Origin of the sequence: Rhizobium sp. BK196, from assembly GCF_014193255.1 — a bacterium.
Taxonomy (GTDB): Bacteria; Pseudomonadota; Alphaproteobacteria; order Rhizobiales; family Rhizobiaceae; genus Rhizobium.
Window position 1 is genome coordinate 533,761 of the sequence record NZ_JACHZB010000001.1, and the last position, 20,499, is coordinate 554,259.

Sequence of the window (20,499 nt, forward strand, 5' to 3'; positions counted from 1 at the left end):
CTCAGTAGGTCTTGAAGGAAGCGATCGAGCGCGTGATGTTGCGGTCGATATCATTGGGATTGTCGTGCTCGACGACGAAATGCTTGGCCTTGGTCTTTGCCTTGACGACCGGAAGAAGCTTCGCCCAGCCGATCGTGCCGTGGCCGACATCGGCCCAGCCGCCTTCGTCTGTGGCTTCGCCAGCCGGTGCGATATCCTTGACGTGGACGGCGCTGATACGGTCACCAAGCTTTTCGACCCAGGCATAGGGATCGGCGCCGCCGCGGACGACCCAGGCGATATCCGCTTCCCAGGTGATGCCGGGCGCGCCTTCGAAGATGCGCTCGATCGGCAGCGAACCGTCGGAAAGCTTCACGAATTCGAAGTCGTGATTGTGCCAGCCGAACTCATAGCCCGCATCCTTGTAGGGCTTGCTCATTTCCTGCAGGCGCTTGCCGAAAGCGAGCCAGCCGGCTGCATCGGTCGGGCGCTGGTCGGGCATCAAGTGCGGCGCATAGATCGAATCCATGCCGAGGATCTTGGCGATCTGCAGCGACTTCTCGACATTGCCGTCGAGGAAATCGGGGCTGAAATGGCCCGTTGCCATGACAAGGCCGTTCTTGTCGAGATCGGCGCGCAGGCTCTTGAGGCCGGCCTCATCGAGTTCCGCATAGATGCCGCCGAAGCCTTCGACTTCGCCGTAACCGGCCTTGCCGAGCTTTTCGAAGATCGCCGAAAGCGGCGGGAAATTGCGGGCGCTATAAAGCTGATAGCTGAGCTTGGTCATGTCATCCTCCTCGGGCCTCGTGCCCGTTCTCACGTAAGATCAATCTGCCGACTGGCAGGAATGCAGGTCATAGAAGCGGAATTCCGGCAGCTTGCCCTTTTCGAGAGGCTTTGCCGGGGTGAAGGCGATGCGGCGGCTTTCGCCGGCAGCCAGGTCGAAGGCATTGTCGGAATATTTGCCGTCTGTCTCCGTCTCCATCATCACGAAAAGCGCCAGTCCCTTAGCGGTGATATTGATGTCGACCGAACCATTCTCCTCGACGAATTCATGCGTGACCGTCAGGCCCGCCGGCTCCAATTCCAGCGCCTTGTAGGTGCCGTTGACATAATGCCCCTCGCCGCCCATGCCGTTGGACGCGGTGAAGTGCCAGGCAAGCAGCGTGCCCTCGGGTATCTCTGATATGTCGAGCGTTGCAGCGGTACAGGCCGCATCCGGCGCGCACATGGCCTGTACGTTCTTCAGATGCTTGCGCTCGCCCTTCATCGTCAGGATGGAGACCGCAAGATCGACGCTGACATCGGCAAGCGTGTCGTTGACCAGCGAGAAGCGGATCGACTTGCCATCCTCCGAGGGGATCGCGGCCACCGCCACCGGCTGAAAGAAGCGTTTGACGAGATAGTGCATCGCCTTCCAGCGACCGCCGTAATCGAGGCTCGACCAGGACGCGACCGGCCAGGTATCGTTGAGCTGCCAGTAGATCGTGCCCATGCAATGGGGCTTCAGCGAGCGCCAGTATTCCACCGCCGTCTTGATCGCGAGACCTTGCTGGATCTGGCTGAGATAGACGAAGTTCGGGAAATCCTTCGGGAAGCGGAAATAGCGGAACATCGTGCCGGCAATGCGCTCGTTGCCACCGGCATTCTTCTGGTGCAGTTCCATGACGGGTGATGCGACGTTCATGTCCTTGGCGTCGGCATAGGTCTTGATGACCGGCAGCGACGTATAGGACTGGAAGCCGAATTCCGAGCAGAAGCGCGGCCTGACCGAGCGGTAATTGTCGAACGACTTGTTCTCGTGCCAGACCGACCAGTAATGCATGTCGCCGGAACCGTCCGCATGCCAGGCATCGCCGTAATCGAGATAGCCGGAAGCCGGGCTCGACGGCCACCAGAGCGCGCCGGGCAACGCCTTCTTCACCGCCACTTCGATCGTGCGGTTCAGCCGGTCGTAGGAGACGAGGTAGCGGTCACGATCCTTGCGGGACTCCTCGAACCAGGTGAGCGCGCCGACAAGCTCGTTATCGCCGCACCAGAGCGCGATCGAGGCATGCGAGGAAAGCCGGCGAACCTGGTAATCGACTTCGACGGCGACATTCTCGAGGAATTCCTCGGTCGAGGGATAGAGGTTGCAGGCGAACATGAAGTCCTGCCAGACCATCAGGCCGAGCCGGTCGCAGATATCGTAAAACCAGTCGTGTTCGTAGAAGCCACCGCCCCACACACGGATCATGTTCATGTTGGCGGCCTTGGCCGACTGTAAGAGATCCTCTGTCTTTTCCTCAGAAGATAGCGAGAAGAGCGCGTCCGCCGGGATCCAGTTGGCGCCGCGGCAGAAGATTTCACGGCCGTTGACCTTGAAGGCGAAGCGGCTGCCGGCAGCATCCGGCGTGGTGATGAGCTCTATGGTGCGCAAGCCGATCTGCTTCGTCACGCTGTCGGACGGCAGTTCGACGGTCAGCATATAAAGCGCCTGCTCGCCGCTGCCCGAGGGCCACCAGAGGCGCGGATTGTCGACCTGGAAGACGTGGTTGACATTTGTCTCGCCGGCACTGACGCCGACATCGAGCCGCACGCGCTCGCCGTCGAGATCGAAATAAAGCTGCGCGATGCCGGGATCCTTGGCAAAAAGCGTCGCCGTGACCTGCAGTTCCACCGAACCGTCGGCATTATGCGTCTGGCGCGTCAGCACATGCTCGATGCGCGCCGTGTCCAGCTTCTTCAGCGCAATCGTGCCGTAAAGGCCGAGGGGCGCAATGGCGATATTCCAGTCCCAGCCGAAATGGCATTGCGGCTTGCGCAGCATGTTGCCGTCGGGGATCGGCGAATTGCCTGTACTGTACGGGATGTAGAACGGTTGCTGCTTCTGCCGCGCAGCACCGACAGCGGGATTGGAGGCAAAGACAATGCGTATGGAATTGTCGCCCGATTTCAACATGCTCGACACGTCGGGTCGGTAGCGGCGGAAGCTGTTATCAGCCTCGAGCGCCAGGAAGCCATTGACGTAGACGCTTGCGACCGTGTCGAGATAGTCGATGTCGAGGTACCAGTCGCCTTCGGCATCAGGAAGCGTGAAGCTGCGCTCCACCGTCCATTCGCGCTCGGCGACCCACAGCACCTTTTCCTCATTGCGCCCGAAATAGGGATCGGGAATGAGTTCGGCCCGGTGCAGCGCTGTATGCACGTCGCCCGGGAGCGTGATCGCGCATTTCGCTTCGCCGTCCCCGGAAGAGAGTTGCCAGGAGCCAGCTAGGTCAATGGAGGTCGTGGACTGGGTCATTACTTGATCTCGATCTTGGACGAAGGACGGAGCCCTCCTGATGATTGAGCTGGGACAGGGGATGTCCCCGCCGGTGCGGGGCAGAGCCCGCACCCCGCCCCTCCCCGTGAGCCGGGACAGGCCGGTGGGGAGAGGATGGTCTTTTCATTCTGCGTTGCCGCCTGGCCGGCTCGCGTTGGCGGGCTCAGGCGAAAGTGTCACCACCCTCGCCTTCATCCGCCTGTGGTCAAGGCTTCAAATGCGGTTTTCCGTCGTCGCATCGAAGAGCGAAGCGAGCGACATGTCGAAATTGAGCTTCACCTTGGCCCCGACATTGAAGCGGCGCGCGCCATTGACGCGGACGGACATCGTGTGGCCCGCATGTTTCAGCCACAGAAGATTATCCGCGCCCATGGGTTCTTCGATGTCGACGGTGGCGTCGTGTTCTTCGCCGCCCGTATTCTCGTTGACCTTGATGTGCTCGGGGCGAACGCCGAGCACCACCTTGCGGCCGGGCTGCAGCGTTTCACCGGCGTCGTAGCCGGCAAGCGAGAAGTTGACGCCGTTGGCCGTAAAGGCCATCCCGTCGCCCGTGCTGACCAGTTCGCCACGCAGGAAATTCATCGACGGCGAGCCGATGAAGCCAGCGACGAAGAGGTTGCGCGGCCGGTTGTAGATCGTCGTCGGGTCGTCGAGCTGCTGAATAATGCCGCTTTTCATGATGGCGATGCGGTCGGCCAGCGTCAGCGCCTCGATCTGGTCGTGCGTGACGTAGATCATCGTGTTCTGCAGCGACTGGTGCAGGCGCTTGATCTCGACGCGCAATTCCGAGCGAAGCTTGGCGTCCAGGTTCGAGAGCGGCTCGTCGAACAGAAAGACATCGACGTCGCGAACCAGGGCACGGCCGATCGCCACACGCTGGCGCTGCCCGCCGGAAAGCTCGGCCGGCTTGCGCTTCAGGAGCGGCTGGATCTGCAGGATCTCCGAAGCACGCGCGACGCGCTTGTCTATCTCGGCCTGCGGCACCTTGGCGACGCGAAGGCCGAAAGAGAGGTTCTTCTCGACGGTCATCTGCGGATAGAGCGCATAGGACTGGAAGACCATGCCGATGCCGCGGTCCTTCGGCTCTTCCCAGGTGACGTTTTTGCCCTTGATGAAGATCTGCCCTTCCGAGGCGTCGAGCAGGCCGGCAATGCAGTTCAGCAGGGTGGACTTGCCGCAGCCGGAGGAGCCGAGCAGCACCAGGAATTCGCCGTCGTTGATATCGAGGTTCAGGTCCTTGAGCACGCTGACCGAGCCGAAATTCAACGACAGATCCTTGATGGAGACACTCGAATTGGAGACACTTGAATTCATGTTCATGGGATCAACCCTTCACTGCGCCGGCGGCGATGCCACGGACGAAAAGCCGCCCGGAGACGAAATAGACGATCAGCGGCACCAGCCCGGTGAGGATCGTTGCTGCCATGTTGACGTTGTATTCCTTCACGCCCTGGACGGAATTGACGATGTTGTTGAGCTGCACGGTCATCGGATAGGTGTCGGGCCGGGTGAAGACCACGCCGAACAGGAAGTCGTTCCAGATGCCGGTCACCTGCAGGATCATCGCAACGACGAAGATCGGCAGGGACATAGGCAGCATGATCTTCAGGAAGATCTGCCAGAAGCCAGCCCCATCGACGCGCGCCGCCTTGAACAACTCCTCCGGCAGCGAGACGAAATAGTTGCGGAAGAGCAGCGTCAGGATCGGCATGCCAAAGATCGAATGGACGATGACGAGGCCGGTCAGCGTGCCGTAGATGCCGATTTCGCGCAGGATGATGACGATCGGATAGATCATCACCTGATAGGGAATAAACGCACCGATGATGAGGATCGAGAAGAAAAATTCGGATCCCTTGAAGCGCCAGTTTGCGAGCGCATAGCCGTTTACCGAGGCGATGGCGATCGAGATGATCACCGACGGCACGGTAATACGCACCGAATTCCAGAATCCGCGCGACAGGCCATCGCAGTTGAGGCCGGTGCAGGCCTCGGCCCAGGCTTTCACCCAGGGTTGGAAAGTGATCTCCATCGGCGGTGAGAAAATATTGCCGAGACGGATTTCCGGCATGCCCTTCAGTGACGTTACGACCATCACATAGAGCGGAAGCAGATAGTAAAGCGCCGCAACGATCAGTGTTCCATAGAGCATGATGTTGCGTGGCGACAGCGCCGGGCGCGGCTTTGGGCCGCTCGGGCCATCGCCGAGCCTGGACGAGACCGCGTCGATACCGGCGGCAGTGGTGTTGAGAGTTCCGATATTAGCCACGCTTGCGCCCTCCTCCGAATTCCAGATAGGCCCAGGGAACGACGATGATCGCGACCGTAACGAGCATCATTGTCGATGCGGCGAAGCCCTGACCCAGGTTCTGCGCCTGGAACATATAGTCGTAGACGTATTTTGCCGGCACTTCCGACGAGATACCGGGACCGCCCGATGTCTGCGCCACCACGAGGTCGTAGACCTTGACGATACCGGAAGCGATAATGACGATCGTCGTGATGAAAACCGGCCGCATCATTGGAATGACGACGAGGAGATAGGTCTTCCACATCGGGATTCCGTCGACGCGCGCAGCCTTCCAGATATCCTCGTCGATGCCGCGCAGGCCAGCAAGCATCAGGCACATCACGAGGCCTGTTCCCTGCCACAGCGCCGCGATCAGGATGCCGTAGATGACGATTTCGGGCGTATAGAGCGGATTGAACGTAAAGCTCGTCCAGCCGAGCGAGCGCACCACCGACTGAATGCCGAAATCCGGGTTCAGAACCCACTGCCAGACGAGGCCCGTCACGATGAAGGACAGTGCGAATGGGTAAAGGAAGATAGTGCGGAAGGTATTTTCGAAACGGATCTTCTGATCCATCAGCGCAGCGAGCACGAAACCGATGACCAGACTGAAGATGAGGGAGAGAATGCCGTAAACGGCCAGGTTCTCGATCGCCGTTACCCAGCGGGGCGCCGCCCAGAGACGGTGATACTGATCGAGGCCGACGAAACTCAATCGTGGAAGCAGCTTGGAATTGGTGAAGGAATAAACGACCGTCCACAACGTGCCGCCGACAAAGATCACCAGCGCTGTCAGGATCATTGGTATGGATGCAATCTTGGCGTTCAGATTGCGCAGTAATTTAATTGGCCGGCCTGCTTGCGCTTGCCCCGTCATGAATTCTTCTCCTCAAATCGCAACCGCGACCCGTGGCAGAACGGCGAGGCGCCGTCTGCCGTCCCTGCCCCGGATTTACCGGGACGCTGGAGAGACGCCGCCATCAGGACATTTGTCTGAAAGCGATCCGGCTTTTGTCAAACCGGATCGCAAAGGCAGCGAATCTGTCGATCAGTCAGCCGAAGCGATGATCTCGGCGAAACGCTTCTGAGCGTCTTCCGGCGTCATCGACGGGTTGGCGAAAAATTCGGAGAAGAGGTCTTCCTTCTGCTTCTGGCTGTCGGCCGAAAGCAGCTGGTCGGTGCCCTGGATCACGTTGCCCTTCGCCAGGATATCGAGACCCTTCTTCATGCAATCGTTGGCGGCGGCGAGATCAACGTCGGCACGAACGGGCAGAGAGCCCTTCTTCAAGTTGAACGCGACCTGGGTCTTGGGATCGAGCAGGGTCTTGGCGAGCACGGCCTGAGCCTTGGACTTCTCCTCGTCCTTCAGGAGCGGGAAGTAGAAGGCGTCGCCGCCGGTCGAGATGATCTCGTTCACGCCGAGGCCAGGCAGGCAGGTATAGTCGGTGCCGGCCTTCTGACCTGCAAGTGCGAATTCGCCCTGCGCCCAGTCGCCCATGATCTGGCCGCCGGCCTTGCCCGTGATGACGAGATTGGTGGCCTGGTTCCAGTCCTGAACGTTGCTGCCCTTGGACATGCGGCGTGCATCGTCGGCAGCCTTGAAGACCTTGGCGATCTCAGGACCTGCAGCAGCTTCCGCGTCCTTATCCTTGAAGACCTTGTTGAAGGTATCCTTGCCCGCAATGGCGACCATCAGCACGTCGAAGGCGCCCGCGGCCTGCCAGGGCTGACCGCCGACAGCGAGAGGAATGATGCCTGCCTTTTCGAGAGCCGGAGAAGCAGCGACGAACTCGTCCCAGTTCTTCGGAACTTCGACGCCGGCCTTCTTGAAGGCAGCGTTGGAAAGCCAGAGCCACTGCCATGAGTGGATGTTCACCGGCGCGCAATAGATCTTGCCGTCGATGGTGCAGGAATCGAGCAGGCTCGACGGACGAATGATGTCCTTCCAGTGCTCGGCGGTCGCCACGTCGGTCAGGTCGCGCATCAGACCGGCCTGGACGAGTTCCTCGGCCTGCCGGCCATGGTTGAACTGGGTGGCGCCCATCGGATCGCCGCCGGTGATGCGGCTGATCATGATCGGACGGGCAGTTCCGCCGGAACCGGCAATAGCGCCGTCGACCCAATGGTTGCCGGTGGCGTCGAATGCCTTTGCCAGCTCGGCGACGGCAGCGGATTCGCCGCCCGAAGTCCACCAGTGCGTGACTTCGAGATCGGTAGCGTTGGCGGCGCCGAACGGAAGCGCGACTGAAGCGGCAAGCACGGCCGCCATCATACGGATTTTCATGAGTTCTCCTCCCTCACTGAAACGTTGCCGGAAAAACTTAGAGCAATCGATTTATCAGCGCAACCGCCCGCTGGCAAAATTTTCTGCCAAAGCGGCCTTTACATCCTATGAGAGCAGTCATCAGCTCCGCTCTTACTCCAGAAGAAAAGGATGGGCCGGCGTTTTCGCAAATGCACCACGCAAGCATCCTTTTGATTATGCTGTTTAATTTTTTATTAATCCGATAATTGCGGAGCTTTCGCGTTTCGCAGGCGCAAAAAATCGCGACCTCAACAGGCGATTCAACCAGAGAGGATCACTCTACAACATCGATCAGAAAAAGCGCTCGACATTTCTACTGTATCGTTACAGATTGTTCCGCTCAGGGAGGAGAGCTTTTTGGGCGCGGCATACTTACAGTGCGCCCAAAAGCCTCTATAAGGCGAAGCAAATCGCGCGAGGCAGGCCTAGAGGGATGGAAAACAACGGAAATTTCGGCGGAGCCGCATCCGGTTCCATTCCGCGCGAGCGCCCGACATTGAAGACGATCGCCTTCATGACCGGCCTTGGCGTGACGACCGTATCGCGGGCGCTGAAAGATGCACCGGATATCGGCGCTGAAACGAAGGAACGGGTTCGCATGGTCGCCCGCCAGCTGGGCTACCAGCCGAACAGGGCCGGTGTGCGCCTGAGAACCGGTAAGACCAACGTTATTGCGCTGGTGCTCAGCATCGACGAGGAGATCATGGGCTTTTCCAGCCAGATGGTCTTCGGCATTTCCGAAGTGCTGACCGGCACGCCCTATCATATCGTCGTCACCCCGCATTCGCACAGCAAGGACCCCATGCTGCCGGTGCGCTACATCCTGGAAACGGGCTCGGCCGACGGCGTCATCATCTCGCGCGTCGAGCCTGACGATCCGCGCGTGCGCCTGCTCGCCGAAAGCGGCATGCCTTTTACCACTCACGGCCGCACCGATGCCGGGCTGGTGCACCCCTACCACGACTTCGACAACGAGGCCTACGCCCATCAGGCCGTGCAGAAGCTGGTCGCCAGGGGCCGCAGGCGCATCGCTCTCCTGCAGCCGCCGAGCAAGCTCACCTATTACACCCATACCCGCATCGGCTTTCAGACCGGCCTGCATGACTACCGCGCCGAGGAAGTGCCGCTGCGCGTCAATATCGACGCCCCGCTCGCCGAAATCCGCGACGCCGTGGAACATCTGATGCGCTCCCCTGGCGCGCCTGACGGCATCGTCTCGTCAGCCGGCAGCGCCACCATCGCCGTCAACGCCGGCATCGAAGCCGCCGGCAAGCGCCTCGGCCACGATGTAGACCTCGTCTCCAAACAATCCGCCCCGATCCTCAACTGGATCCGCCCGGAGATCATCACCGCCTATGAAGACGTCCGCCATGCCGGCCGCGAGATGGCAAAACAGGTGATCGCACGGATCGACGGCGTGGACGCGGAGCTGCTGCAGAGCATCACCAAGCCGGAATGGCCGGACGGGCGGTAAGCATCCGGGACTGCCGTTATGCTGGCGCGCGGAGAAACGCATGCGGGACATCGAAATACCAACGGAACGCACGGTCCTCCGTTCATTCAGGCAGGAGGATGCCTGCGAGGTCTTTGCCTGCATCTCCCCCGAGATCACCCGCTTCACCGCCTGGGAAGCGCCTGCGAGCGAAGAAGCCTTTGCCGAAATTTGGCAAAACTGGCTGCCTGCAATGGAAGATGGATCGGAACTCACCCTTGTCCCTCGCAGCCGCGAGGATAGCCGCTGCCTCGGCATTCTCGGCGTACACGCTATCAAATCAGGTACACCGGAGCTCGGAATCTGGCTACGACGCGATGTGCATGGCAAACGCTTCGGCAATGAGTTGATCGGCGCCGTAGCGAGATGGGTGAGCAAGACGCAGACGGTGCGTTATTTCGAATATCCGGTCGCCGAGGAAAACATCGCCAGCAGGCGGATTGCCGAAGCCTATGGCGGCGAGGTCGGGGAACACCGCCAGAACCGCAAATATGGCTGTGTCGTCTATCACATTCCGCCGATATTGCCATGAGCGTGCGTTCTCAGGGTGGGTCGTTTGAGTGTGCGGCCCGCTCACCTAGCCCTCTCCCCGCCGGGTAGAGGGGACCTGCCAAACTCCGGGAAGGCGGAGACGGTGCGGCATATCCCCTTCTCCCTAGGGGGTCCGAAGGACGGGTCAAGACCCGCGGCTCGACCCCGTCGGGTAGTCCGAAGGATCGGATGAGGGCCTCACCCTCCAGAGCTGGTGAAGCCCACTCCCCTTAAACCGACTGATTAAACACCGCCTCAATCCGATACCCATCCGGATCGATAACAAAGGCTGCAAAATAGTGAGGCCCGTAATGCTGCCTCAGCCCCGGCGCGCCATTGTCGACGCCACCATGCGCAAGCGCCGCCGCATGAAATTCGATCACCGACTGCCTGTCCGGCGCAGCAAAGGCAAGGTGAAAACCGGCACCGGGTGCCGCCTGCCCCGCCTCGACCGCCTCGACCGCCTTGATCGCCAGCTTGTCACCGCCGCCAGGCAGGCCATAGCCGACAGCCTGTCCGGCCTCGCCCGGCCGTAGGTCCTCCCAGACCCTGATATAGCCGAGTGCGCCAAAGGCAGCATCGTAGAATCGCGCAGCCTTTTCGATATCGGCCACCCCGAAGGATGCGTGGTGGAGCATGTCGGAAACCTCCCTTTCGCCTTTGGCACTATAACAAAAAGCCCGGCGCAATGGCCGGGCTTTTCAATTCTATTCCGCAAACCTCAGAAGGTCGAGGCACCGCTGCCCCAGGGGCCGTGGTGGAAATCCTTACCGTCGAGGCGGTCGAAGCCGTGGGCGCCGAAGAAGTCGCGCTGCGCCTGGATCAGGTTGGCAGTGCCGCGGCCCTGGCGGTAGGCGTCGAAATAGGTGAGCGCCGAAGCCAGCGCCGGAACCGGCAGGCCGGCGGTCATTGCCGCGGTCACGACGCGGCGAAGCGCCGGGATCGATTCCTTGACCATGGCCGAGAAGGCAGGCGTGACGATGAGATTTGCCGCATCGGGCGCGTCAGTGAACGCCTTGGTGATCTCGTCGAGGAACTGCGAGCGGATGATGCAGCCGGCGCGCCAGATCTTCGCAATCGTCGGCATCGGCAGCGACCAGTTGAACTCCTTCGAAGCTTCCGCCATGACGGCAAAACCCTGCGCATAGGCGCCGATCTTGCCGGCAAACAGCGCCAGTTCCAGATCCTTGTTGAATTCAGGGCCATAGGCGATCGGGAAGGCAGCACCGAGATCACCGAAAATCTTTTCGGCGGCGACGCGCTGTTCCTTCATCGACGACAGGCTGCGGGCGGCGACGGCGGCTTCGATGCCGGTTGCCGGAATGCCCATGTTCTGCGCTTCGATTGCAGACCACTTGCCGGTGCCCTTCTGGCCCGCCTTGTCGAGGATCATGTCGACCATCGGCGTCTTGGAGATCGGGTCGGTCGCGGCAAGCACCTTCTCGGAAATCTCGATGAGATAGGAGTTCAGGCGGCCCTTGTTCCACTCGCCGAAGATGCCGGAAATCTCCGAAGCGCTCTTTCCGAGTCCGTCGCGCAGGATGCCGTAGATTTCGGCGATCATCTGCATGTCGGCATATTCGATGCCGTTATGGATCGTCTTGACGAAATGGCCGGCGCCGTCATTGCCGAGCCAGGCGACGCAGGGGTCGCCATCATACTTGGCGGCAATCGAGGTCAACACCTTCTCGACGCGCTTCCAGGAATCCTCCGTGCCGCCGACCATGATCGACGGGCCGTGGCGGGCACCTTCCTCACCACCGGACACGCCCATGCCGATGAAGGTCAGGCCGGTATCCTTGAGGCGGCCGAAGCGGGCAACTGTGTCGCGGAAATTGGCGTTGCCGGCATCGATCATGATGTCGTTCTTTTCGAGATGCGGGCGCAGTGCCTCCATCTGCTGGTCCACCGGCTCGCCGGCCTTGATCATGATGATGATCGGGCGTGGCGGGCGGATCGCCTCGACGAATTCCTCGATCGTCTTGCAGGGAATGATCTGCTTCTTGAGATCGCCGGCACTCTCGTAGAATTCATCCGTTTTTTCAGGCGTGCGGTTGAAAACTGCGATCTTGTTGCCCTTTTCCGCAATGTTGAGCGCCAGGTTGGACCCCATGACGGCAAGGCCGATCAGTCCGATTTCTGCCTTTTCCACGACAAACCTCCGATGAGTGAAATGGTGCGATGTTGTGGCACTCTCTCACCCAAACGGCAAGGTCGAAGACCGCGATTCGGATCGAAAAAAGGCTGTCGGAACAGGCTTTCCGAACGGCTTGGCCAGCACCATATGATGGGGTTCGGGAGGCAGGAATGACCGTCGGCACTGCGATGGATAGCAATATCAGGCCGCTGCTCGCAAAGAGAGCCGGGCGCTACCGCGAATATGCGCCCTCACCGGCCCTCGCCCCGCATTTCCGCTGCCTCTGGTCGCATGAGATTCGAACAGCGAGGCCGGTCGCCATCGTGCCTGATGGTTATTGCGACCTGCTTTTCGCAAACGGCCGCCTCTTCGTTGCCGGGCCGGACCGCACCGCCGCATTCCCGCCAATGATGCCTGGGATGAGCATCATCGGCGCACGTTTTGCACCGGGCGCCGGCGCCGCCTGGCTGAAGCTGCCTCTGTCGGAGATCACCGGCCTCTCCATTCCACTGAGCGATCTCGCGCCTGGAAAGGCTGCCCTCCTCGAACAGCGCCTGTCCGACCGTCCCGATCAGGCTACCGCCCGCTCACTCTTCGCTAGCCTGTTGAGTGAACTGGCAAGGGAAGAAGCGGGGCCGGACCCCGAGGCCCGCCTGATCTTTGCCGTTGCAGACCAAGGATCGGGCCGGATCGGCGATCTGCAGCAGAAGCTCGATATTGGCGAACGGCAATTGCGCCGCCGTGCCCACCACCATTTCGGCTATGGCATCAAGACGCTGGAACGCGTCCGCCGGCTGCAGCGTTTCATGGCCTTGTGCCGCGCAGGTGAGACCCTGCCGCTCGCCGCTCTTGCCCTTGAAGCCGGCTTTTCCGACCAGGCCCACATGACGCGCGAGATCGGCGACCTGACGACGCTGACGCCATTGGCCATGGTCGATCAATTGACCGGCCGCTGACCGTTTCGTTCAAGACGGGAAAAACGGGCCTGCTAGTCTGCTACAAAGCAAAGGGACAGACCGATGACCACAATGCCCGCCCGTATCGTCCACACCTCGATCGACAGGGACTGGCGCGATGTCTACGACTTCGCTGGCAAGCCGGAGAACATGCCACTCTGGGCATCCGGCCTTGCCACCGGTCTCAAACCCGATGGCGAGGACTGGATTGCCGACGGCCCGCTCGGCGGCATCCGCGTTAGCTTCGTGCCGCCGAACGAATTCGGTGTCATCGACCATACAGTCACCATCGAGTCCGGCCTGCGCGTCTATAACGCGCTGCGCATCGTGCCGAATGGCGATGGCTGCGAGGTGATGTTCACGCTGCTGCGTCTTCCCGGCATGACCGACGAACAGTTTGCCGCCGATGCCGCCCATATCCAGAAGGATCTGGCGACGCTCAAATCGATGATGGAGAAATAGGATGGCCGAGAACACTCCCGAAAATGATCGCCGCATCGACTATATCGAGTTCAATGTCACCGATATCGGCGCGGCAAAAGCCTTCTACGGCGCGGCCTTCGGCTGGCGCTTCACCGATTACGGAGAGAACTACTGCGAGTTCGACGACGGCAGGCTGAAGGGCGGCTTCACCAATCTCGGCCCGGTACGTGCTGCAGGCGGCCCGCTCGTCATCCTCTACGCCGACAAGCTGGAAGACGTGCTCGCAAGCGTCGAAAAGGCCGGCGGCACCATAGCAAAACCAATTACGCCCTTCCCCGGCGGTCGCCGCTTCCATTTTGTCGACAAGGATGGCTACGAACTCGCCGTCTGGAGCAAGAGCTGAGCTCAGGCCGGTGCGTCGGCGCCGAGAGTCTGAATGGTGATCAGTGCCCCGATCACCTTCTTCGCCGCATCGCAGAGCGGCACCATGCGGCAGCGGTTGTGCCGCTCGTCCCGCGCGTAGGTGTAATCTGCCGGCGTGCCGTCGAAGCACGCGTCGAGCTTTTCCTTCACCTCGCCGGCAAAGCGCTCCTCGCCGATGAACTCGACAATATGGCGGCCGATGAGTTGCATGGCATTCTTGCCGAGATGGGCGCAATTGACGGGATTGGAGTAGAGGTAGCGGTAATCCTTGGTCAGCACCGCCACGCGGTCAGGCAGCGTCTGCAGTATGGCCGCGTTGAGGAACTGGCCATTATCTGTATCGGGAATATAGGCGGGCGGCTGCCTGAGCTTCATGTCCACCGGCAGCGGCACGCGCCAGTCCGGCGCATGGGCGCCGAAATAGCGGTCGAGCAGATAGGAGAGCACGGCAGCATATTGCGTCACGAAAGCCCCGTCATCCGCATCCTGCGCGATGAGATAGCTTACAAACTGAAGTTGCATATAGATCTCGACGAGGCTCGATGCCCTGCATGCGAGGATTGCCTCGACCAGCGGCTGGATATCGCGATCAAGTGCGGCAACGCGTCCGTCGTCTCCTAGCCTTATTGCTTCCTCGATCTGCACGCAGCGTAAGGAAAACGCTCTGAATAGCTCAAGCAAGATACCCCCCATATCCTTTTCCTGAGAAATGTTCCGAAACCGGTCGAGGCCTACGCTTAATGAAAGATTACGCCTTACGGTAGGCACTTTACGCGCCATAGTAGAGAGGCGTAACATGAACCGTGCTCAGTTTCAACTCAAGCAGACCTGTCGCTTTTCACCGATTACAAATCAGGAGCAAAACCTTACAGGCAGAATCCTACAGATTGACGGAACGTTTGATATCCCAGCGGTCATGGTACCAAAGCCATTGGGCGGGGTTTTCGCGCACCCAGCTTTCAACCTTGTCGTTCATCATCTGTGCCGTGGCGGCAAGATCCAGGTTGCCCTTCTCGTCGCGCGGCATCTCCAGCTTCGGCTCGATCTCCAGCCGGTAGCGATTGCCGGGAAGACGGATGCAGCGGGCCGGATAGACCTCACAATTGAACTGCCGCACCAGCTTCGGCAGCAGCGGATTGGTCTTGGTTTCAAGTCCGAAAAACGTCGTCTTCAACCCTCGGCTGAACTTCTGGTCGACGAGGACCCCAACGCCCTGCTCTGCTTCGAGCTGGCGCGCCAGCGCAAAGGAGGAGCCGGCATGCGAAGGCACGAGCTTGCCCATGCGGCCGCTGCGGAAATCGAAGACCTTCTGCGCTACGTAAGGATTGTTCGGCGGGCGGAAGAGCACGGTCACGCTGAGACCGAAGGCGTTGCCGGCAACCGGTAATAGCTCGAAATTGCCGGTATGGCCGGTAAAAACGATAAAGGGACGCGGATTGTCGCGAAGGTCCAGGAAGATCGGAATGCCCGAGACTTCTACCCTGCCGGGCTCCGCCCGTTCCGGATCGAAATCGAAGAGCTGGTCCAGAAAGACGTACTCGGCCGCGAGCCGGCCCATATTGCCCCAGCTTTCCAGCGCGATCTCTTCGAGCTCCGCCTCACTTTTCTCGGGGAAAGCTCGACGCAGATTGTAGAGCATCAGCTTGTGGCGCTTCAGCCGCCGGCCGATCTGGCGGGTCATCCAGTCGGCAAAGCGCATGGCGCCATCGGCCGGAAAAAGCTTCAGGAAGTTCAGGAAGCCGAACATCAGCTGCGCCACCAGCCATTGCTGGAAACGCCTGAGCGCCAGAACGATCCGGGTGATGAACAGCTTCACCCGGTCAGTCCATCTTCAGGATGATCTTGCCGAAGATCTGCCGGGATTCCATGCGCTCCAGCGCGCGGTCGATATCGTCGAAGCTGACTTCGGTATCGATGACGGGATGAACGAGGCCGCGGCCCATCTTCTGCATGGCATCCGCCATGTTCTCCATGCGGCAGCCGAAGGAGCCGAAGAGCTTCAACTGCTGCTGGAAGAGCATCATCAGGTTCATCTCGGTCGAAACACCCGAGGTCGAGCCGCAGGTGACGAGACGCCCGCCCCGCTTCATGCAGAGCATGGAGCCGGCCCAGGTATCCTTGCCCACATGTTCGAAGACGACGTCGACGCCCTTCTTCTTGGTGAGCTTGCGCACCACGCCTTCGAAACGATCGGTGCGGTAGTTGACGACGTGATCGGCGCCAAGCGCCTTGGCCTTCTCGATCTTGTCGTCGGAGCCGACGGTAGTGATCACGGTGCAGCCGATCTTCTTGGCAAGCTGGATCGCCGCCGTGCCGATGCCGGAGCCGCCGGCATGCACGAGGATCGTCTCACCGGGTTCCAGCTTGGCATTGTCGAAGAGCATATGCTCGACCGTGCCGAAGGTGACGGGCGCAAGGGCTGCACCGACAGCATCGACGCCGGGAGGCGCGGGAACCAGCAGGCGCGCCGGCAGGTTCACCTTCTCCTGCGCAAAACCATCCAGATGGAAGCCGTGCACGCCGGAAACGTGTTCGCAGAGATTGTCGCGGCCTTCGCGGCATGGGCGGCAGAGGCCGCAGGTGCGCGCGCCGTAGATCGCCACGAGCTGGCCGGGCAGAACATTGGCAACGCCGGGGCCGATCGCCTCGACCACGCCGGAGGCTTCCGCGCCGATGACGAGCGGCATCTTGCGTTTGGCGAAAGCCATGCCGCGCCAGCCCCAGACATCGATGTGGTTCAGCGCCACCGCCTTGACGCGCAGCGTCACTTCACCGGCAGCCGGGGCATCCGGTTCCGGCAGGTCGGTGATCTCAAGCTTGCGGTCATCGATCAGTTGCAGCGCGCGCATGATGTATAGTTCTTTCTTCTACGTGGATCGTCGTCATGCTCGGGTTTGTCCCGAGCATCTGCCAGCGGTTATCGCGTGACGCGGGTAGATCCTCGGGCAAGCCCGAGGACGTCAAAAACCACTTCGTCCCAAAATCAAGGAGGGTCTCTAAGCCGGTTCGAGCGCCATGACAAGGCTGGCGTTCTGTCCGCCGAAGCCGAAAGAGTTGGAAAGCACGGCCGAAACCTGGGCTTCCCGCTTCTTGTTCGGGACGACATCGAGAACGATCGACGGATCCGGATTGTTGTAATTGATCGTCGGCGGCAGCGTGCCAGTCAGCATGGTCTGCAGCGAGAAGACCGCCTCGACGGCGCCGGCTGCCGTCAACGTATGACCGATCATCGACTTGTTGGACGAGACCGGAATGCCAACCAGCTTTTCGCCGAAGACGGCAGACATCGACCCATATTCCATCTTGTCGTTTTCAGGCGTCGAGGTGCCGTGCGCGTTGATATAACCGATATCGTCCTCGCTCATGCCGGCATCCGCAAGGGCTGCGCGGATCGTCGCGATTGCCGGGCCGCCATCGGGCGACGAGCGCGTGCGGTGGAAGCTGTCGGCCTTGTCGCCCGCACCCTTCATGATGCCGAGCACCTTGGCGCCGCGTGCGACAGCCGCCTCCAGCGATTCCAGCACCAGCGTCGCCGCACCCTCGGCGATGACGAAACCGTCGCGATCCTTGCTGAACGGCTTGGACGCCTTGGTCGGCGGATCGTTCTGCGTGGAAAGAGCAGACAGCAGCGAGAAGCGGATCAGCGCTTCCGCACTCAGCGAACCGTCGGTGGCAACCGTCAGCGCCCGGTCGGTGCGGCCCTGGCGGATCGCCTCGATGCCGAGCTGGATCGCCGTGACGCCCGATGCACAGGCCGTCGACAGAGTGACCGGCAGGCCGCGCGTACCGAAACGGTCTGACAGCCGCTCGGAGATCGCGCCGAAGAGGGCAGCCTCATGGAAGGCCGGATCGGGGCGCTGGCGCATGGCGGCTAAAAACCGCTCATAAGCATCGCCCGGATGATCGGCGGCCGGCGAACGGTCGGCAAGCTCGAAACGGGCGCTCCATTCCGGCTCGATCGGCGGTGCTGCGAGGAACAGAGGACCGTTGAAATCGCCGGAAAGACCCGCATCGGCAAGCGCTTCGATGGTCGTTTCGCGCGCAAAGGCATAGGAGCGCTCGACGGCGTTCGGCACTGGGATGTCGATGAAATCGACCGTGCCGGCAATACGCGTCGAAAGCCCGTCTGTCGGGAAGCGGGTGATATCGTGAATGCCCGATGTGCCTGACGAAAGGGCTGCCCAGTTGTCCTTCAAACCCTGACCGAGCGAGGTGATGATACCCATGCCGGTGACCGCAACGATCGGACGGCCGAGATGATCCTTGTAAACGGACGCTGTCATTTCAGTCCTCCTCACGCTTCTGCCGAGAGAACGGCGACGCCTTCGCCGCGCTGATGTCCAACGGTGGTGACGACGGCAGCCTTCGTGCCTGCCTTCATCGGCGCTTCATGCGCGGCATCGAAGGGCGGAACCTTGGCCTTGGCATCGATCGCGAGCGCTGCGAGTGCCAGGCCGAGTGTGAATTGCGCCTCGATCGTATGGCCGGAAACGCCGCCGAAGCCGCGGATCGCAGCACCCGGAAGCTGGTGTTCCAGCACTGCCTTTTCACGGGCGGCAAGCTCATGCATGCCGGTCGAGCCGGAGAAGATCGCCGTGGTTTCGGGGGCCAGACCGGCAGCGGGCTTCAACAGCCGCTCCATACGCAGTTCGAAATTGCCCGCAGCACGATTGCCGCGGTCGCCTTCGACGGCGGCAATGGTCGCATAGATATGCGCGCCGCGCTCTTCGGCATGTTTGCGCGATTCCAGCACCAGGAAAGCGCCGGCCGAACCGGTGATCATGCCGCCGCCTTCGAGCTCGGAGCGCGACCAGAGCGGTGCCCATTGCCCGCGCGTATTCGCACCGATTGCTTCGGTGAGCAGGATCATGTCCTGACGCTCGGCGGCAAAGGCACCGCCGACGAGTGCATGGGTGGATTCGCTCGACTTGATGCGCCAGAAAGCCGTCTCGACGGCGGAAACACCGGAGGCTTCCTCGCCCATGAAGGTGCGCGAGGAGCCTGTTACCTTGTGAACGATAGAAATATTGCCGGCGAGCAGATTGGACAGCTGCGCCAGGAACAACGTCGGTCTGAGTTCCGTCGTCAGCTTCTCATTGAGCAGCAGCTCGCGATCGTTACGCTTCAGGCCCTCGTCGACGATCAGCGTATCGACATTGATGTCGCGCTCGCCGCCGCCGGCGGCAACGATCATATCCATCGTGCCGCAGGCTTCCAGATCGTCCTTGAAGCCCGCGTCATCGAGCGCCAGACCCGCTGCAAAAACGCCGATCCGCTGCCAGTTTTCCATCTGGCGCTGGTCGCCGCGCTTGGCGATCTGCTGCGACCAGTCGATCTCAGGAAGCGGATGGACCGGATAAGGCTTGAACTTCTCGGTCTCGACGATAGCAACAGGTGCGGCATCGGCAGTCAGGATCGCCAGATGCGCATCCTTGCCGACACCCTGACAGGTCACGATGCCGATGCCTGATATCACGACGTCATTGGCGGCCTTGCTCATTCACTCACCCCCTGGGCCTTCGCCCGCTGCGCAGCGATGGCGTCCATCAGGCCCACTTCGCCGGCACGTTTCTTCACGATATCACCGAGCGGAATTTCGCTGAAAGGCATGGTGCGCAGTTTCAGCTGCGCATCGCAGACCTTCTTGCCGCCGCTGGTGATCTTTGCCTTGGTGACGGCAAAACCGGAGCCGTCATGTTCGAGGAAAGCCTCGATGTCGAGCACCGCTTCCGGCTCGACGAAGGTGCGCATCTTGGCGCCATCGACCGACATCAGGAAGGGCATGGACGTAAAATCGGTGGCGGCAAGTACCAGCATGCCGGAGGCCTGCGCCATGGTTTCGATGAGAAGCACGCCGGGAACGAGCGGCATGCCCGGGAAATGCCCCTCGAAAACGGGGCTCTTGGCCGGCACGACCGAGCGCGCAACGAGCGTGCGCTTCTCAAGGTCCACCGCCTCGACGCGGTCAATCATCTGGAAATATTCCAGCAGCATCAGTCTTCTCCGGCGCGATGCGCAAAAGCCCTGGGAAGGCCTACTTAGGAACAAAACCGCCCGGCCGCCATATCGATGGCGGCAGGGCGTGAAAAAAAGATGATGATGTTGCTTCAAGCCTTGGCGGCGCGCAGCTCGTCGATCTTGGCACAGAGGTTCTTCAGCACGAAATATTCTTCGGTGGAAACCTTGCCTTCGTTGACTTCCTGCGTCCACTTTTCGAGCGGAATCTTGATGCCGAATTCCTTGTCGATGGCGAAAACGATATCGAGAAAGTCGAGGCTGTCGATACCGAGGTCGTCGATCGTGTGGCTTTCCGGCGTGATCGTTGCGCGGTCGATCTCGCTTGTTTCAGCAATGATATCGGCAACTTTATCGAATGTAGCGGTCACTCGCTCTACCTCTTGGAAATGAAGATTCCCCTCCTCATAGGCAAATCCATTTCAAAAGCCAATGCTTTCGTCCCGGCTGCAAGCCAATTTGCCGGGGAGGTGTTGCCTAAACAGCAATGGAATGCCGCCCTTTGCGCTGTCCGAGAGACGTATTGAAGCATAAAGTGGCCACCCGGCTAAAGGCTTTTCCGGTCTCCGCGACGGCAAAACCGTCCGTCTCGACGGCACAGAGATCGTTCTGATCCACGGCCGCAGCCGGGGAATGTGCGCCTG

General features: G+C 60.7%; 20 protein-coding genes. 5 read left to right on the plus strand and 15 right to left on the minus strand.

Annotated features, from left to right (window positions below):
* Position 1 precedes the first annotated feature (1 nt).
* From FHT78_RS02930 to FHT78_RS02955, 6 genes are all read right to left on the minus strand, one after another.
* Complete coding sequence (locus tag FHT78_RS02930) at positions 2 to 766, minus strand: sugar phosphate isomerase/epimerase (protein ID WP_037099242.1); 765 nt, start codon at positions 764 to 766, stop codon at positions 2 to 4.
* A gap of 39 nt (positions 767 to 805) precedes the next feature.
* A complete protein-coding gene (locus FHT78_RS02935) occupies positions 806 to 3,262 on the minus strand; it encodes a glycoside hydrolase family 2 protein (RefSeq protein ID WP_183740302.1) in 2,457 nt (818 codons plus the stop codon).
* 234 nt (positions 3,263 to 3,496) lie between these two features.
* Positions 3,497 to 4,603, minus strand: coding sequence for an ABC transporter ATP-binding protein (locus tag FHT78_RS02940; protein ID WP_183740305.1), 1,107 nt, complete (start codon positions 4,601 to 4,603; stop codon positions 3,497 to 3,499).
* Positions 4,604 to 4,607: 4 nt separating this feature from the next.
* Positions 4,608 to 5,552: a carbohydrate ABC transporter permease gene (locus FHT78_RS02945; protein ID WP_183740308.1), complete on the minus strand. Its 945-nt coding sequence runs from the start codon at positions 5,550 to 5,552 to the stop codon at positions 4,608 to 4,610.
* Positions 5,545 to 6,450, minus strand: a complete 906-nt coding sequence (locus FHT78_RS02950; protein ID WP_183740311.1) for a sugar ABC transporter permease — start codon at positions 6,448 to 6,450, stop codon at positions 5,545 to 5,547. Before FHT78_RS02950 ends, FHT78_RS02945 begins: the two co-directional genes overlap by 8 nt.
* A 171-nt stretch (positions 6,451 to 6,621) precedes the next feature.
* A complete protein-coding gene (locus FHT78_RS02955; RefSeq protein WP_183740314.1) occupies positions 6,622 to 7,857 on the minus strand; it encodes an ABC transporter substrate-binding protein in 1,236 nt (411 codons plus the stop codon).
* A 454-nt stretch (positions 7,858 to 8,311) separates the two neighbouring features.
* On the opposite strand from FHT78_RS02955, the gene FHT78_RS02960 reads away from it, so the two are divergent.
* Positions 8,312 to 9,352, plus strand: a complete 1,041-nt coding sequence (locus FHT78_RS02960) for a LacI family transcriptional regulator (RefSeq protein WP_183740317.1) — start codon at positions 8,312 to 8,314, stop codon at positions 9,350 to 9,352.
* Between the two features lie 40 nt (positions 9,353 to 9,392).
* Complete coding sequence (locus FHT78_RS02965) at positions 9,393 to 9,902, plus strand: GNAT family N-acetyltransferase (protein WP_183740320.1); 510 nt, start codon at positions 9,393 to 9,395, stop codon at positions 9,900 to 9,902.
* A 229-nt stretch (positions 9,903 to 10,131) separates the two neighbouring features.
* On the opposite strand, the gene FHT78_RS02970 is transcribed toward FHT78_RS02965, so the two are convergent.
* Together FHT78_RS02970 and gndA are read right to left on the minus strand one after the other, a co-directional pair.
* Entirely contained in the window at positions 10,132 to 10,539 is a 408-nt protein-coding gene (locus FHT78_RS02970) for a VOC family protein (RefSeq protein ID WP_183740323.1), read from the minus strand.
* A gap of 83 nt (positions 10,540 to 10,622) precedes the next feature.
* Entirely contained in the window at positions 10,623 to 12,053 is a 1,431-nt protein-coding gene (gndA, locus tag FHT78_RS02975; protein ID WP_183740326.1) for an NADP-dependent phosphogluconate dehydrogenase, read from the minus strand.
* 155 nt (positions 12,054 to 12,208) lie between these two features.
* Here gndA and FHT78_RS02980 point away from each other — a divergent pair, with 155 nt between their 5' ends.
* The 3 genes from FHT78_RS02980 (at position 12,209) to FHT78_RS02990 (ending at position 13,820) form a co-directional block, all read left to right on the plus strand.
* Positions 12,209 to 12,994, plus strand: a complete 786-nt coding sequence (locus FHT78_RS02980; protein WP_246715076.1) for a DUF6597 domain-containing transcriptional factor — start codon at positions 12,209 to 12,211, stop codon at positions 12,992 to 12,994.
* Positions 12,995 to 13,057: 63 nt separating this feature from the next.
* Entirely contained in the window at positions 13,058 to 13,456 is a 399-nt protein-coding gene (locus FHT78_RS02985) for an SRPBCC family protein (protein WP_183740328.1), read from the plus strand.
* A gap of 1 nt (position 13,457) precedes the next feature.
* Positions 13,458 to 13,820, plus strand: coding sequence for a VOC family protein (locus tag FHT78_RS02990; RefSeq protein WP_183740331.1), 363 nt, complete (start codon positions 13,458 to 13,460; stop codon positions 13,818 to 13,820).
* A gap of 2 nt (positions 13,821 to 13,822) precedes the next feature.
* On the opposite strand, the gene FHT78_RS02995 is transcribed toward FHT78_RS02990, so the two are convergent.
* The 7 genes from FHT78_RS02995 to FHT78_RS03025 all read right to left on the minus strand — a co-directional run bounded on the left by FHT78_RS02995 (position 13,823) and on the right by FHT78_RS03025 (position 20,226).
* Positions 13,823 to 14,521, minus strand: coding sequence for a PAS domain-containing protein (locus tag FHT78_RS02995; RefSeq protein WP_183741822.1), 699 nt, complete (start codon positions 14,519 to 14,521; stop codon positions 13,823 to 13,825).
* Between the two features lie 199 nt (positions 14,522 to 14,720).
* On the minus strand, positions 14,721 to 15,656 hold the full coding sequence (locus tag FHT78_RS03000; protein WP_183740334.1) for a lipid A biosynthesis lauroyl acyltransferase: 936 nt from the start codon (positions 15,654 to 15,656) through the stop codon (positions 14,721 to 14,723).
* Positions 15,657 to 15,660: 4 nt separating this feature from the next.
* A complete protein-coding gene (locus FHT78_RS03005; RefSeq protein ID WP_183740337.1) occupies positions 15,661 to 16,689 on the minus strand; it encodes a zinc-binding dehydrogenase in 1,029 nt (342 codons plus the stop codon).
* 147 nt (positions 16,690 to 16,836) lie between these two features.
* A complete protein-coding gene (locus tag FHT78_RS03010) occupies positions 16,837 to 18,123 on the minus strand; it encodes a beta-ketoacyl-ACP synthase (RefSeq protein ID WP_183740340.1) in 1,287 nt (428 codons plus the stop codon).
* A gap of 11 nt (positions 18,124 to 18,134) precedes the next feature.
* Positions 18,135 to 19,340: a beta-ketoacyl-ACP synthase gene (locus FHT78_RS03015; protein ID WP_183740343.1), complete on the minus strand. Its 1,206-nt coding sequence runs from the start codon at positions 19,338 to 19,340 to the stop codon at positions 18,135 to 18,137.
* Complete coding sequence (locus FHT78_RS03020; protein ID WP_113320665.1) at positions 19,337 to 19,834, minus strand: 3-hydroxyacyl-ACP dehydratase FabZ family protein; 498 nt, start codon at positions 19,832 to 19,834, stop codon at positions 19,337 to 19,339. Before FHT78_RS03020 ends, FHT78_RS03015 begins: the two co-directional genes overlap by 4 nt.
* A 113-nt stretch (positions 19,835 to 19,947) precedes the next feature.
* Positions 19,948 to 20,226, minus strand: coding sequence for an acyl carrier protein (locus FHT78_RS03025; protein ID WP_007814022.1), 279 nt, complete (start codon positions 20,224 to 20,226; stop codon positions 19,948 to 19,950).
* Positions 20,227 to 20,499 lie beyond the last annotated feature (273 nt).